At 35.7% G+C, this 14,936-nt stretch carries 17 protein-coding genes, 1 other RNA gene and 1 pseudogene; 6 read left to right on the top strand and 13 right to left on the bottom strand.

Annotated elements, in window-relative coordinates:
• Window positions 1-78: 78 nt before the first annotated feature.
• The 4 genes from LOK41_RS19005 to psiE form a co-directional block, all read right to left on the bottom strand.
• Complete coding sequence (locus LOK41_RS19005) at window positions 79-297, bottom strand: DUF3955 domain-containing protein (RefSeq protein ID WP_241817888.1); 219 nt, start codon at window positions 295-297, stop codon at window positions 79-81.
• Between the two features lie 560 nt (window positions 298-857).
• Window positions 858-1,187, bottom strand: a complete 330-nt coding sequence (csaA, locus tag LOK41_RS19010; RefSeq protein ID WP_241817847.1) for a chaperone CsaA — start codon at window positions 1,185-1,187, stop codon at window positions 858-860.
• A gap of 96 nt (window positions 1,188-1,283) precedes the next feature.
• On the bottom strand, window positions 1,284-2,006 hold the full coding sequence (locus tag LOK41_RS19015) for an AraC family transcriptional regulator (RefSeq protein ID WP_241817848.1): 723 nt from the start codon (window positions 2,004-2,006) through the stop codon (window positions 1,284-1,286).
• Window positions 2,007-2,091: 85 nt separating this feature from the next.
• The gene (psiE, locus tag LOK41_RS19020) at window positions 2,092-2,496 is read right to left on the bottom strand and encodes a phosphate-starvation-inducible protein PsiE (RefSeq protein WP_026594104.1); all 405 of its coding nucleotides are present in this window, start codon (window positions 2,494-2,496) and stop codon (window positions 2,092-2,094) included.
• A gap of 219 nt (window positions 2,497-2,715) precedes the next feature.
• On the opposite strand from psiE, the gene LOK41_RS19025 reads away from it, so the two are divergent.
• A complete protein-coding gene (locus tag LOK41_RS19025) occupies window positions 2,716-3,045 on the top strand; it encodes a PadR family transcriptional regulator (RefSeq protein WP_241817849.1) in 330 nt (109 codons plus the stop codon).
• A gap of 1 nt (window position 3,046) precedes the next feature.
• Window positions 3,047-3,814 carry an NADH dehydrogenase subunit gene (locus LOK41_RS19030; protein ID WP_241817850.1) on the top strand — a complete coding sequence of 256 codons (768 nt, stop codon included), beginning with the start codon at window positions 3,047-3,049 and terminating at the stop codon, window positions 3,812-3,814.
• Between the two features lie 12 nt (window positions 3,815-3,826).
• Here the strand turns inward: LOK41_RS19030 and LOK41_RS19035 are convergent, their stop codons facing one another.
• Complete coding sequence (locus LOK41_RS19035; RefSeq protein ID WP_241817851.1) at window positions 3,827-4,795, bottom strand: nuclease-related domain-containing protein; 969 nt, start codon at window positions 4,793-4,795, stop codon at window positions 3,827-3,829.
• Window positions 4,796-5,050: 255 nt separating this feature from the next.
• The gene (locus LOK41_RS19040) at window positions 5,051-5,923 is read right to left on the bottom strand and encodes a YitT family protein (protein ID WP_241817852.1); all 873 of its coding nucleotides are present in this window, start codon (window positions 5,921-5,923) and stop codon (window positions 5,051-5,053) included.
• A 510-nt stretch (window positions 5,924-6,433) separates the two neighbouring features.
• Between LOK41_RS19040 and LOK41_RS19045 the strand changes: the two genes are divergently transcribed.
• Genes LOK41_RS19045 through LOK41_RS19055 form a run of 3 tightly spaced genes read left to right on the top strand, consistent with a single transcriptional unit; the run spans window position 6,434 to window position 7,774 of the window.
• A complete protein-coding gene (locus LOK41_RS19045) occupies window positions 6,434-6,775 on the top strand; it encodes a PadR family transcriptional regulator (RefSeq protein WP_241817853.1) in 342 nt (113 codons plus the stop codon).
• The gene (locus LOK41_RS19050; protein WP_241817854.1) at window positions 6,768-7,250 is read left to right on the top strand and encodes a hypothetical protein; all 483 of its coding nucleotides are present in this window, start codon (window positions 6,768-6,770) and stop codon (window positions 7,248-7,250) included. Before LOK41_RS19045 ends, LOK41_RS19050 begins: the two co-directional genes overlap by 8 nt.
• Window positions 7,247-7,774: a permease gene (locus LOK41_RS19055; protein WP_241817855.1), complete on the top strand. Its 528-nt coding sequence runs from the start codon at window positions 7,247-7,249 to the stop codon at window positions 7,772-7,774. The genes LOK41_RS19050 and LOK41_RS19055 overlap by 4 nt, the downstream gene beginning before the upstream one ends.
• A 254-nt stretch (window positions 7,775-8,028) precedes the next feature.
• Here LOK41_RS19055 and ssrA read toward each other — a convergent pair.
• From ssrA to LOK41_RS19090, 7 genes are all read right to left on the bottom strand, one after another.
• Window positions 8,029-8,387, bottom strand: a transfer-messenger RNA (tmRNA) gene (gene ssrA / locus LOK41_RS19060).
• Between the two features lie 127 nt (window positions 8,388-8,514).
• Window positions 8,515-8,982, bottom strand: coding sequence for an SsrA-binding protein (smpB, locus tag LOK41_RS19065; RefSeq protein WP_241817856.1), 468 nt, complete (start codon window positions 8,980-8,982; stop codon window positions 8,515-8,517).
• 93 nt (window positions 8,983-9,075) lie between these two features.
• Window positions 9,076-11,487, bottom strand: a complete 2,412-nt coding sequence (rnr, locus tag LOK41_RS19070) for a ribonuclease R (protein ID WP_241817857.1) — start codon at window positions 11,485-11,487, stop codon at window positions 9,076-9,078.
• Window positions 11,488-11,844: 357 nt separating this feature from the next.
• On the bottom strand, window positions 11,845-12,585 hold the full coding sequence (locus LOK41_RS19075) for an alpha/beta hydrolase (protein WP_241817858.1): 741 nt from the start codon (window positions 12,583-12,585) through the stop codon (window positions 11,845-11,847).
• Between the two features lie 181 nt (window positions 12,586-12,766).
• Window positions 12,767-13,000, bottom strand: coding sequence for a preprotein translocase subunit SecG (gene secG / locus LOK41_RS19080; RefSeq protein WP_241817859.1), 234 nt, complete (start codon window positions 12,998-13,000; stop codon window positions 12,767-12,769).
• 95 nt (window positions 13,001-13,095) lie between these two features.
• A complete protein-coding gene (locus LOK41_RS19085) occupies window positions 13,096-13,788 on the bottom strand; it encodes an LrgB family protein (protein ID WP_241817860.1) in 693 nt (230 codons plus the stop codon).
• Window positions 13,785-14,153: a CidA/LrgA family holin-like protein gene (locus LOK41_RS19090; protein WP_241817861.1), complete on the bottom strand. Its 369-nt coding sequence runs from the start codon at window positions 14,151-14,153 to the stop codon at window positions 13,785-13,787. Before LOK41_RS19090 ends, LOK41_RS19085 begins: the two co-directional genes overlap by 4 nt.
• Before the next feature lie 354 nt (window positions 14,154-14,507).
• On the opposite strand from LOK41_RS19090, the pseudogene LOK41_RS19095 reads away from it, so the two are divergent.
• Window positions 14,508-14,903, top strand: a pseudogene (locus LOK41_RS19095) (nucleoside hydrolase); the annotation flags it as partial.
• Between the last annotated feature and the right edge of the window lie 33 nt (window positions 14,904-14,936).

Consider the following 14,936-nt stretch of genomic DNA (forward strand, 5'->3'; position numbering starts at 1 on the left):
GCCCTTGCACAATCAAAAAAGAAGCATAACCCTAAGTTATGCTTCCTTATATATACTTAAAAGAGTATATCAATTGAATCAATTAAGTTTTCCTTTTTTAAACATCGAAACAATCGCCACAAACAACACAGAAATAATACCAGTTAAAAATAATACATAACTTACTGGAACTAAGAAGAAATAAGGTTCTACAAGCAAACCATCTGGTGCCACACTACTATTTGAGGCATGGATACCAAGACAGATAATCCCTAATAATATTGGTGTAATAGCTAATAAAAATTTCTTTTTCATCATAAACTCTCCTCGTTTTAAATAATTAAGATTCATTTTTTTCATATTCTAAAATGTCAACTGGTTAACATTCTAGAGCTTCACATATTTTTTCTAAAAATGAAAGAATTCTATAATCCCTTCAAATCCTTTGAGTCCAATAACATTTCCCTTCCAGTTTCAGGAGCAATATAAAGTGAAACTTTAATCAGTGGGGATTTTCTTCATACCCCACTGATTATTCGCCCTCACCAATCGGGCTTTTACGGGCAGTTGATGCGGGATAAACGCAAAACAGCAAACCAAAAATCCCGCAAAAAACAATTATCGATTTTGACCACACTGATAATTGTTTATGTTTCAGCCAACGAATCTTTCTTCAATCGCTAACCATATAATAATCTGAAACGGATTATTAATCAACAAAATTTTATCGCAAAACAATAAATTTTTGTTGATTAATACTATTTCATACGATAAAACGTTTACTGAATACAATATAAAAAGCCGAACTTCCTTACTCTAAAGGAAACTCGACTTCTCTTACGTTCATCGCTTTTAAAATACTCTTATATAAGAATCTTTTATGCGATTGGCGTTCCATTTGCAATAGGATCATCCGGCTTTAACAGCACAACATCTCCTTCTTCTGGTACACCGCCTACTACTAATACCTCAGATTTAAAACCTGCGATACGTCTTGGGGGAAAATTTACAACTGCAATTACTTGCCGACCAATAAGCTGTTCCGGTTCATATCTTCTCGTAATTTGAGCTGAAGATTGTTTCAAACCCATCTCACCGAAATCAATTTTTAACTTTATAGCTGGTTTCCGCGCTTCTGGAAACGGCTCTGCTTCTATTACAGTTCCAACACGAATATCTAATTTCATAAAATCCTCAATGCTTGCCACATGTATTACCTCCCGTTTTTACAATATCCATATTTACATTTTAGACACATATAATGAGATTTTTTTTACCGAAAATCAGTAATTTTTAACCATATGTCATGTATTCGGTACAAATGAAACGTTACCTTTTCGATATTGACTTGGTGTGATCCCCTCATATTTTTGGAATAAACGTGTTAAGGAAGATTGGTGTTCTAATCCTACTTGAATTGCGATGTGCAAAATAGATAAATCGGTACTTCGTAATAAGTATTTCGCCTTATTCAAGCGCACTTCTTGTATATATGCTGATGGGGATTTTCCTGTCTCTTTAAAAAACCAATCTGAATAATAGGAACGATTATAATGCTCAAGTTGCGCAAGTTTTTGTACCGTTATATTCTCATGATAATGTTCATGAATATATTGAATCGACTTAGGTTGTTGCTCTTGGCGTAAACAATGTGAAATATACGGATAGAGCTCTTTAAGCGCAGATCCTCCCTGTTCTATTTCATTCAGGATCAGATAGCGAATCCCTTTCCACTGATTCGTAAATTGATAAGAAATCCCCCTATTTTGTAACTCACCCGCAGGAATCATAAAATGGGGAATATCCAGAACCAAAAATTCATTACGCACAGAAGAATGAAAAGTATGATCACACTCGGAAGGAACAAAAAATAATGTTTTCTGGTCTATGAGAAGGTTTTGTGCCCCAGCCTTTATAACAAGTTCTCCTTGAAGGGGTAAAATGAGCTGGGCATAACTATGGGAATGTGTATCTTTAGCAGCTGTATACATTCGGCGTTCCGCTACAATCTCTTTATATGTTTCCATTGCATTTTCTCCCTTTTCGTATTTGGATTCATAATACCAAAAAAAGTAGTGCGAACCAACAGCCTGGTCTGCACTACTTCTTTATTTAATGTTTCTTCAAATCCCTCATATTAGATATATATAAAGCAATAACTAAAATAAGAATAGCCCCTGCATATAATAATGTTTCAAGTGGTTCCTCATGAGAAACGATAATTAATCGAATAAGCGCTGTAATTCCTATATAAATAAAATACCGTAGCGGAAAGTGATAATTCGATTTGAAGTACTTAATAATTAATGCGATAAATTCAAAGTATAAAAAGTAAACGATAATACTTTCAACTAATTTATACGATGTGTATTTTTTTGTGGAGAATATGTATTGTATAAATGTGATTGTTTCATTAATTAGAAAGATAGATAGAACAATGGATAGAATAATAAGAGCTATATTTAATATCCATTGTAAAACACTTGCAATAAATTCATCGACATTAAATGATCGCATTTTCTAGCACTCCTCTATAGGTGATTACACTTATTTATTATAACAAAGTTATTTTGATATGAGATTTTTCAGAATTAACATATCATTCCATCCTTATACCTTGCATTACAAGTTATTTCCATGTTATCTTGATTATAACACTTGCATTGCAAGGTATTGTTACAATCCTTTACCTTGTATTACAAGTCATTAAAAGAGATATACGAGTAGGAGGCTAAAATGGCTGACTCAACGCAAATGCTTAAAGGAATTCTAGATGGCTGTATTTTAGCTATCATTCAAGAAGGTGAAGTATACGGTTACGAATTAACAGAGAAATTGCATAGATACGGCTTTCACTCTTTTAGTGAAGGTACAATCTATCCATTACTATTACGCATGCAAAAAGAAGGCTTGCTTACAAGCGTATTAAGAGAGTCAACCGCTGGGCCTAAGCGAAAGTACTATCAGTTATCAGAATTAGGAGAGAAAGAATTAACTAGCTTTAAAGAGCGCTGGACCGATTTAAAGCTATCTGTGGAAAAAGTGATGAATAAAAGGAGCGAATAGAGTGTTATCAACAAAGTCTGAACAATTTTTAATCGAACTCAGAATGTATTTACTGCAGCGTGGAAAAAAAGATGAGGATATCAATGCGATAGTAGATGAACTAGAAATTCATTTAACAGAAGCTGAATCAAGAGGGCAAAGTGTCGATCACATCATTGGAAAAAGTCGTAAACAGCATATGAAAAATATCGGGAAAGAACTTCCAACAGACAAAGAAGGGTTACTCATAATAATTCCCGCTGCGATTTTAGTGATTATTGCTTATATGTGCGTAGCTCCAGCCATTAGAGGGGAATTCAAAATTTCACAAAACATATTATTATTTGGATCACTACCCGTCTTCTTAACGCTGACGCTATTTGCAGTTGTATTTTTTAAAGGACTTCCGAGAGTATACCCATCTAAGAAAAGCTCAGTGATTCTTTTAATCCTAACGCAATTCATTACTATCGGAGGATGGGTTGGCTTTTACTTTTGGTTAGATGGCAGACTTGATACAGACTATTTTGTCGCAACTCCTATGCAAAATTATCTCATTGCTGGACTTTGTATCCTTATTTTCATTTCATTTGCATTGTATACAAAATCATGGGCTACAATTTTGGCTGCATTTGTAATCTGTATCGGTCCAATTTTAGAATATGTAATTCCACCTGAAATAAATAAAGATCCAACGTATATTACTCTAGCCGTTATTTTAAGTATCATCATCGGTATTTTATTAATCGTCTATTTCTATAGAAAAGGTAAAACCACTTCTCATACTTAAGGAGTGGTTTTTCTATTCTTCAAACGTTAATTCGTACTTCCTCCCTTTATTCTCACCTGTATAAGGTAACTCCATCATTTGAATTAACCTTTTCACTACTGAACTCGATTCGATATTTAGAAATTCTTTCAGCTCTTTATTTGTAACAGTCGTTTCTAAAAGAAGTGCATAATCTTGCATGGCATATTTGTGTGCTTCTTTCGAAAAGATGTTACATTTGGCACACTTCCATCCAGACTTTATCTTGATCATTGAAATAAACAAGCACTCTGGACATTGCACACCTCTTAGTAATTCATCTTTCGTAATGCTATATTGCTCAAGAATATTTTGCTTTAATGGGGAATGTTCCGTCATAATATACTGTACTAATTTTTGCTGTTTCTTTGCTGATAATCTGCTCTTTACATATACACTTTCTAACTGCTTAATTTTATTTGGAAGATTTGCGCTATGAGTGATTTTTTGAGGCAGCTTTTGATTATGGAATGAGGTTTTAACAATTGTACGCGGTGTACTAATCACAACAAGGGATTCAATTGGGAGATTTGAAAATCCATGTAAGTTTAACCATGTTTGCAGTTGCATTTCTTGCCTCTTAATTTGTAACATCGGATCTGGAAACCCTTCTGAATTTTGTTCTGATATACGGATGAGTTGATTAAATTCAGTATCAAAAAGTAATGTACCCGTTATATTTTTAATTTCTAGAAAGAGAATGAAATGTGAGGATATGATAAGGGTATCAATTTGAAAATAATGTTTCTGATCGAACAGCCTTATATCATGTAAAATGTTGTATTTCTTATCCGCCAGAAAGCTTAATGGATAATCTATAGCTTGCTCACCTTTATACCCCGCCTTATATTTCGCAAATTTTTCAGAGATTATATCCCTTTTCGGATGATTAACAGGCAACCTCCTCAATAATGCTTCTAACTGACGCAAATAAATTGGCTTTTTCCGCTCTTTTATAATCATTCTAAGCACCCCTTTAAAATATATCGGCGATTTTCTAAATATATCAACCGTTTCTCATGATATATCGGCGCAAATTGAAATATATCAGCGATTCGACACAACATATCGACTGTTCGACAAAAAACACTATACTTTTGGGCTATTAGCTAAATTATACATATATACATTACAGCTATAAAACATTAAAAAATCACCTTTGCATCAAATGAAAAGGTGATTTTTTGTGAAACTCTATTAAAATTTTCTAAGTTATACTTAGTGAATATCATGCTTTTTGAAATTACCGCCCTTTACTTCTGCTACGTCATATACCGTAATAAAGGCACTTTCATCAATCTCATGAATGATTTCTTTCATTTTACTTTCTTCTAAACGGTTAATCACACAAGTAATTTCTTTAAATTTCTCTCTTGAATAACCACCGTAAACTTCATTATACGTTGCACTTCGACCTAAACGATCTCGAATTGTTTCTACCATTAATTCAGGTTCTTTTGTGATAATTTTAAATGTTTTAGAACCACTTAAACCGACTTCAACAATGTGAATAACTTTAGACGCAATAAAGTATGCAATTGCTGAAAGAATTGCCCCTTGGAGGCCAAATACTGTTGAAACAACAATAAAGACAAACATGTTTAAAAATAAGATGAGGTCACTTGTCCCAAAAGGTAATTTTCGAGAAAGTAATACAGCTAACATATCGATTCCATCTAATGCGCCACCGTTACGCAATGCTAGTCCCATACCAAAACCGATGATAATACCACCAACAACGGTAACTAACAATGTATCACCGTGAATAATAGTTGGTACGTCATGCATAAGAACAGTACCGATTGCTAGTGAAGCAATACCGATAACTGAATAAATAGCAAAATTTCTACCAATCTGCTTATACCCTAACCATACAAAAGGGATGTTAAAGATTGCAATTAGAAGTCCTAATGGTAATCCAAATAGTTGTGAACTAACGATACTTAAGCCCGTTACACCACCATCTGAAACGTTGTTTGGGATTAATACTGCTTCTAGTCCATATGCTGTTATAAATGCTCCAATAATAATCGCTAATGCTCGTAAAACGATTTTGAGTTTATTGGGCCTGCGCTTTTTGATTGTACTCATATAATTCCTCGTTTCAAACTATTTTCTTTTTCATTCCTAATCACTATTGTAACACATTCCCATTTTAAGTAGAAATCTTCACAATCTCTTCTAAAATGCAAAGCATATCCATTTTCTTTTAAGTTATCATTCAACAAAATGGCACGATTATGGAATTACAGAACAGACATATTTTCAGCTACTTCACTTTTAAATCACTCTTGCTTTTGTTGAGGTTTTTTCACCTCAACACCATCTATAGATGGCATCACATTCATTTCTATTAACTTTGTTCATTCTTCGGTAGTATTTGCAATTGAATTTATGTTATCAAAAAATAAAGTAAAACTTTAATCAGGCTTTTACCGCACTCCTGTCCACAAATAGCGAGATAAAAAACATATTGTTTATTTTTAGAATTGACATGACATTGTATCAAATTTATACTGTTAGTAACATATTACTGTTAACAACAGTAATATGTTACTAACAGTAATGTTTTTACATTTAATTCAGGAGGTTAGATATTTTATGAAACATACAGGAAGACATACAGGTGCATTTCTTTTGCTGTTTTTAACAGAAGGACCTAGCTATGGAGGGAAACTTCTACAAAAATGTGAAGAAGAGCTTCCCATCAATCCAATTGACAGTGCCATCATATACCGTACCCTAAAAAAATTAGAAAAAGAAGGTGCTGTTGAATCTTATTTGGACACATCTGATCAAGATACGCCGAGAAAGATGTACAACATTACTACAATGGGGAAAAAACAATTAGAAGAGTTTCAAATAGATATTGAAGAAAAAATTAAAAACTTATCATTTTTCTTAGACAAATATAAAGACTGGAAAGAGTCTAATCATGATTAATGGCGCTCTCCTTTACTCTTTAGCCATTATTCTTATCAGTATTTCTTTTGTAAAGGATCGGAATAAAACAAAAGATGCTCTATTAAAGTCATGGAAAATGTTTCGTAATCTTATACCTTCCATGCTATCAATTATGCTTTTCGTTGGACTATCACTATCAATGTTAACGCCTTCCTTCATTTCTTCCATAATTGGTGAAAAATCTGGATTCATCGGTATCGTTTATTCAGCAACAATTGGTTCTGTTGCACTCATTCCAAGCTTTGTTGTGTTTCCTCTTGGAAATACATTAGTCCAAAATGGTGCAGGTCTTCCTCAAGTTGCAGCATTAATGTCCACACTCATGTCAGTCGGAATCACAACTTTACCGATGGAACAAAAAATATTTGGGCGAAGTTTTGCTTATGCTCGTAATGCCTCTGCCTTATTCATGTCTCTCCTATTTTCATATATCATTTGGATGGTGATGGTATGAATGAATTAAAAAGATATTGGTTCTTTTTCATTTTACTATCGGGGCTCATTATATTGACTTTTATAAACCAATCATTGGGATGGAACGCATTACAATTAACAGGAAAAAGCATTTTAGATATGCTATTCCTACTTCCACCTATATTAATATTTGTAGGATTACTGGATCAATGGGTAAAGAAAGAAATATTAATTAAATATATGGGAGAAAAATCCGGTATCTATGGAATCTTATTCTCTCTATTATTAGGAGGAATTGCAGCCGGTCCCCTCTACGTCGCATTTCCGATTGCAGCACTTTTATTAAAAAAAGGGGCAAGTATCAGGTACATCGTATTTTTCTTAGGCGTTTGGACAACTGCAAAATTACCGATCATAGTGTATGAATTCTCTTCATTTGGAGCTACATTTACACTCATTCACATTTGCTTTGGTCTATTATTTTTCTATTTAATGGGCATCATTTTTGAGAAATTTTATGACCAACGACAATTGTTACAGTATGATATAACGAAAGAAATTTAGATCAATAAGCCTTTAAGCCCTTACATCCCAGGTTCTTTTATAGCTGTAACCTTTAAAGATAAGACGGTACACCTTTTCGCAACCAGTATAACTTTCTTTAGAACGGCACGACTTTATTTCAAAGCTACAAATACTCTTCCTTATATTTTTTAGAACCATAACTTTGCCACAAACAAAAAGAACCATAAGCTTGCCGTTCCGGCAAACTTATGGTTCATATCACACACAAAATAAAAAAACCACCAAATATGTATTGGTGGAGACGGTGGGAGTCGAACCCACGTCCAAAGATATTGGCACTTAAGCTTCTACGAGTGTAGTCGATATATTAGCATTTCGCGAACTCTTCGGCCTATCGACAGGCTTCCGAGTTGCTAGTCTGATTGTTCTCTTCCTTCGCCCTCAGACGGCGAACTCCGGCGTAGTCCACTTAGTTTGAGTCCCTTACCCTACCACATGGACGATGGAGGGAGGAACCGCTAAGCTGTATTAAGCAGCTAAAGCGAAGTTGTTTTGTTGTTTGCCAGTTATTGGCTTTGACGTTTTAACGAGGCCGATCCCCTCGACTCGCAACTTAAGCTCAAACTACCCCTGTCGAATCCGTAACGTCCCCATATAAGAAATGGAGCATACGAAGTATATTCGTGATAGCTACTTAATGAGCTGTTTTTCAATGTTCACTGGCCTTACATGAATCATTATATCATACGTTCGACATTTTACAAATGTAAATTTCTGTATTACATCTTTTGACGATCACGGAATGCGCGAGCAATTTCACGTTTTGCTTCTTTCTCTTTTAAATCATGGCGCTTATCATATTGTTTCTTACCTCGAGCTAATCCAAGTGCCATTTTCGCAAATCCATTTTTCAAATAGATTTTAACTGGAACAAGCGTATAACCCGTTTCTTTCGAATAACCAATTAACTTCTGAATTTCTTTTTTATGAAGAAGTAATTTTCTTGTGCGAAGCGGATCATGATTGAAACGGTTCCCTTGCTCATACGGACTAATGTGCATATTATGTACCCAAACTTCACCATTATGTACACGAGCAAAAGCATCCTTTAAGTTAACGCATCCAGCGCGAATAGACTTAATTTCCGTTCCTTGAAGGACAAGCCCTGCTTCGTATGTTTCGTCGATGAAATAATCATGAAATGCTTTTTTATTTTGTGCAATAACCTTACCACTACCTTTTGGCATCATCTGTCCCTCCTCTATTTGTACTATTTTAACAAAAGTTATTAAAAAGTGGAAGTGGCTTCACTTATATACTAAGCGAAGCCACCCCCTCTCTTACTTACGCTTTTTCTTTTTCTTCTTAAAACCTGGAACATTTTCAAAGAATGGCTTTTTCTTTTTACCATTACCATCTTTTTGTCCTGAACGACCGGATGCTCCTTTTCCGCGACCGCCACGCTCGTTATTACGTTCGCCACGACCACCTCGTTCTTGCTTACGGCCGTTACCACGTTCCTCACCACGTCCGCTCCGTCTCTTTCTACCACCTTTTGGCTGTTCAATCACAACTGGACGATCTTTAAACTTACGTCTTGGCGTGCCTTTCATACCGACGATTTCAAAATCAATCGCGCGCTCATCTTTGTTTACGTTGATAACGCGAATTGTAATTTCATCACCGATGCGGAAGACGTTACCTGTACGCTCACCAATCATCGCAAAATGCTGTTCATCATAACGATAGTAGTCATCTGTTAAATAACTAACGTGAACAAGACCTTCAATTGTATTCGGAAGCTCTACGAATAAACCGAAGTTGGTTACAGAGCTAATCATACCATCGTACTCTTCACCGATCTTATCAAGCATATACTCAGCTTTTTTCAGTTCATCTGTTTCACGTTCCGCTTCAACAGCGCGTCGTTCCATATTAGAAGAATGCTCTGCAATCTCTGGTAACTTTTCACGCCATTTCGCTTGTGTTTCATTATCGACTTTACCGTTAATAATGTATTCACGAATTAATCGATGAACAATCGTATCTGGATAACGACGAATTGGCGATGTGAAATGCGTATAGAATTCTGTTGATAACCCGAAGTGTCCTAGGCTATCTGCATCGTAACGAGCTTGCTTCATCGAACGAAGCATAACCGTTGAAATCACGACTTCTTCAGGTTGCCCTTGAACCATTTCAAGAATTTGTTGCAGCGCGCGAGGATGAACTTCATTCGCACGTCCTTTTACCGCATAACCGAAGTTTGTGACAAACTCGAAGAAACGCTCTAATTTGTCTTCTTTCGGATCTTCATGGACACGGTACATAAACGGTACGTTCATCCAGTGGAAATGCTCGGCTACTGTTTCGTTCGCTACAAGCATAAACTCTTCAATTAGCTTTTCTGATACAGAACGATCACGCATGACAACATCCGTTGGTTTACCTTCTTCATCTACTAATACTTTTGCTTCTTTGAAGTCAAAGTCAATCGCACCGCGTCTCATGCGTTTTTCACGTAAGATTTGTGCTAACTGCCCCATCTCTTTGAACATTGGTACTAACGTTTCATAACGCTCAATTAACGCTTCGTCTTCATCTTCTAAAATACTTCTTACATCAGCATACGTCATACGTTCTGTTGTTTTAATAACACTTTGGAAAATTTCACGACTAACAACATCACCAAGATTGTTAATTTCCATTTCACAAGAAAGCGTCAGACGGTCTACTTTTGGATTTAATGAACAAATGCCGTTTGATAAACGATGCGGAATCATTGGAATTACACGGTCTACAAGATATACACTCGTCGCTCTCTCCGCTGCTTCCACATCAATTGGAGACCCTTCATGGACATAATGGCTTACATCCGCGATATGAACGCCAAGTTTATAATTACCGTTCTCAAGTTTTGTTACTGTAACCGCATCATCTAAATCTTTTGCATCTGCACCGTCAATTGTAACGATCATTTGATCACGTAAATCACGGCGATCTTTTAAATCTTCTTCTGAAATCGTTTCTGGTACACTGTTAGCATGTTCCATTACATCTTCTGGGAACGCTAACGGTAAATGGTGTTTATGAATAACAGATAAGATATCTACACCTGGGTCATTTTTATGACCTAAAATTTGAATTACCTCACCTTCCGCACTTAAACGATCTTGCGGATAGCTTGTAATTTTCACAACAACTTTATGGCCTTCTACTGCACCCATAGATGCACTTTTCGGAATAAAAATGTCACTCGTCCAGCGCTTATTATCTGGAAGTACAAATCCGAAATTTTTCGACTCTGTATATGTACCAACTAACTCCTTCGTACCACGTTCTACAATACGAATGATTGTCCCTTCTTGACGTGACCCACTAGATTGCGAACTAATACGTGCTAGTACTGTATCACCATGAAGTGCACCATTTAGTTCTGTAGGCGGAATGAAAATGTCGTCGTCCCCTGTCTTCTTCTCTTCTGGGACAACAAAAGCAAACCCACGTGCATGTCCAATTAACTTACCGCGCACTAAATTCATCTTTTCTGGAAGGCCATAGCGATTGCTGCGAGTTCGAACAACAAGCCCTTTCTCTTCCATCATAACTAGTGCCTTTACAAAGTCTTTAAAGCCAACGGAATCTACAATACCAAATGCCTCTTCTAATTCTTGTATCGTTAACGGCTTATACGCTTCTTCTTTCATAAATAACAATAACTTATCAATATGTTCTTGAATAATCTCTTCCAAGCAAAAATACCTCCTTTAAACCCTCATATTATTTAGTGTATCCGAAATACACACTATGTATAAAGTGAAACTTCTATAAACACTCGTTTTTCACCATTTATTCTGCTACTTATGTACAGTAAAATTCTTATCTTAAAAGTATATTTCTATATAAATACATTTTGATTTAACGGCATCTAAGTCACAGCCTCGAAAACTAAAGAAGACCTCCTCTTGTTTCCTCCTTCTGTTCTCACATAGCATGGGGCTTAATAGGCACTGACCACTTCTAGCCACGGCCGGATTCTCTCTTCCACCTAAAAAAATGGTTTTTAAATGCTTTTAATACCCCTATGAAAAAAAAGAGGCAACTAGATCTTACCAATCTAGTTGCTCCAAGAAGTTATATACATCTTCGTGTAGCTCATCACGCTGTTTATCAAGCGTAATGACATGTGTAGAATCTTCATACCACTTTATGTCTTTTAACGTAGATTCTACACCGTTATAGATAATGTTTGCACTGTCTGTATTAATCATTTCATCATGGCGTGCTTGTACAACAAATGTTGGAGCATAAATCATATCAATATTGTTGCGTACATCACGAATTAAGTCTTGTAGTGCTTTCAATGTATTCATAGGCGTCTTTTTAAATTCAAACATCTCTTCTTCAATTTGTTCTGGTGATTTTTGCTCACGTTTTTTATATTCGCGTGCATATGCCAATATACCTTGGTACATAATTTCTTCGCTCTTAATGTACATTGGCGCGCACATTGGAACAACACCTAAAATCGGTAATGTATAAGAGAGTTTTAATGAGAATACACCGCCAAGTGATAGTCCAACAGCGGCGATTTTCTCATACCCTTGATCTTTCAAATGTTGATACGCAGCCATAACATCTTTCCACCAATCTTCAGGACCTGTATGAACAAGCTGCTCTGGTGGTACACCATGGCCTTTATAAATTGGAGCGTGGCAAGTATAGCCTTTTTTCTCTAAGAAACGTCCAAGCATACGTACATCAGCTGAATTCCCCGTGAATCCATGCAGTAATAAAACAGCACGGTCTCCACCTTCAAATGTAAATGGTTTCGGAGATGCTAATTTCATCATCTTCTTCTCCTCTTTCTCTTCTGTAATCTAGTCGTATTGTTTCTACACTTAGTTTACCATAGTTCCATTTCCATAATCTAATTAGAAACTTTTTCTGCATAATAAAAAAGAAGAAACATTCACACGAATGTGTAAACGTTCCTTCTTTTTTCATATCTTGTAAAAGCAAAGCCTTTTCTTATAAATTTAAGTACGTAACCCCAATTGTTAGCGCGAAGAATAATACAGCTAAAACAACTGTAATACGGCTTAATACAGCTTCAATTCCGCGTGCTTTTTGCTTACCAAATAACTGTTCTGCACCACCTGAAATAGCACCTGAAAGGCCTGAGCTATTACTAGACTGCATAAGTACTAAAATAATCATTAAAATCGATACAATAATAAGTAAAACTGATAATAACGTATGCACCTGGCGTACCTCCTACATAGATTCAGTTAGTTTAAATGTTAGCATAAATTCTATAGAAAAGCGAGAGCTGTTCCTATCGCTCTCGCTTTCATCTATTACATAAACATCGTTGCAAATAACGGTCCAAGCAAACAGGTTAAAATCGCTGTTAATGTCATTGTTACCGATCCAATAACACCTTCATGTTCATTGTTCTTCATCGCTCTCATTACACCCATAATATGTGATGCACATCCAAAACCGATTCCTTTACCAACAGAGTTTGTAACGCGGCTCCATTTCAATAAAAGCGGACCTGTAATTGTTCCTGTAATCCCAGCTACAACAACAAATGCTGCTGTTAATGATGGAACTCCTCCAACTTGCTCTGATACACTCATTGCAACTGGCATTGTTACTGATTTTGGTAAAGAAGATAAGATTAAGCTTTTATCTGTTCCCATAAGCGTTGCAATCACTAAATCACTTGCAATCGCAACTGTTGTTCCGACTACTACACCACCTGCAATCGGCACAACGTATTTTTGTAATACATGACGCTGTTTATATAGTGGAATTGCAAATGCTACCACACCTGGCCCAAGCAGTTCGGAAATCCAGCCACCACCACTTTGCATGTACGCTTGATATGGTATATCGAGCACAAGTAATAAAACAATCATGAGTGCTGTTGCTACAAGCATTGGAATGGTAAATGGTGTTGGTAATACTTTATAAATCTTTTTAGATAATTGATATAATAGCAATGTAAGAATAACCCAACCAATTCCGATTAATATTTGGCTCATCGCGTTTCTTTTTCCTTTCTATTCGCAAGATATTGTCCTGTATGTCCTGCGACAATAATAATTAAAAATGTACTCGCTACAATCGTAATGAAAAGAGAAATCCCCTTAGTCATAAAAAAAGCACCGTAATTCATTAAACCAATCGTTGGCGGAATCAATAAAAACGGCATAATAGCAACGAGTGTTTCTGCTCCTAAATCGAACCATTTCATTGGAAGAACCTTAAGGCCTAATAAAACAAGTAATAGAAACATCCCAATCAAACTTCCTGGGATTGGAATATCCAACATTTCTTGCACCCATGTCCCAATCATGTAAAACACGTAAAGAGCTGCAACTTGGACAATAATCTTTGTAAACTTCATGTTCATCATCCCTCATGTTTATACGATCTTCGCTTTATATCTTTATCATAGTATAAATTGTAAAAACCTGCAATTTACCAACTTGACAACAAAAATGACATGTGTTATACGCTTACACCCTTGATATGACTGCATTTCTAAACGGAATTTACGTCAAAAACATTGACCTAAAATAAAAAGTTTATATTTTCAGAATTTTCATGTTATTATTTCAATAAAATAAATATTCTGTCCAGAAGGATACCAAGCTTACTACTTGTGAATAGACTCCATTTAAACGGAGTCTATTCGTTCTGAAATGACATATATTTACTCATACCCTCCAAAATACTTTCAACTGCACAGCATGTATTGTCTATATACCCACTGAACGTTACACAATACTCTACCGTTACACCTAAAATGGCTGAATACATTCATGCAAAAGGAAAAGCACCTCTCATCAAACCTCTATTCGATCACTACTATTATGAGTATTATCAAAAAGCATTGCCACAATTAAAAGGTTGTCCGTTTCATGACACGATGCCCATTATGGCACTCCTTAATGATTCAATGTTTACCTATTATGAATCACCAGTTTACGTTATGAATGAACAGTTCGCTCGTGGACAAAGTGTTGCCGATTTCCGTTCATTGTCCAATTCCAAACCTTTCATCAATAGGCCTAAACAGCGAATTGCAATTGACTTTGATTATAACCAATTCTTTAAACACTTTATAACGATTATGACTGGTGAACAATTTTAATAAAAAAACAGACCGTGATTTCTCACGGTCTGT

Source organism: Bacillus sp. TL12 (assembly GCF_022625245.1).
In the GTDB taxonomy this organism is placed as follows: Bacteria; Bacillota; Bacilli; order Bacillales; family Bacillaceae_G; genus Bacillus_A.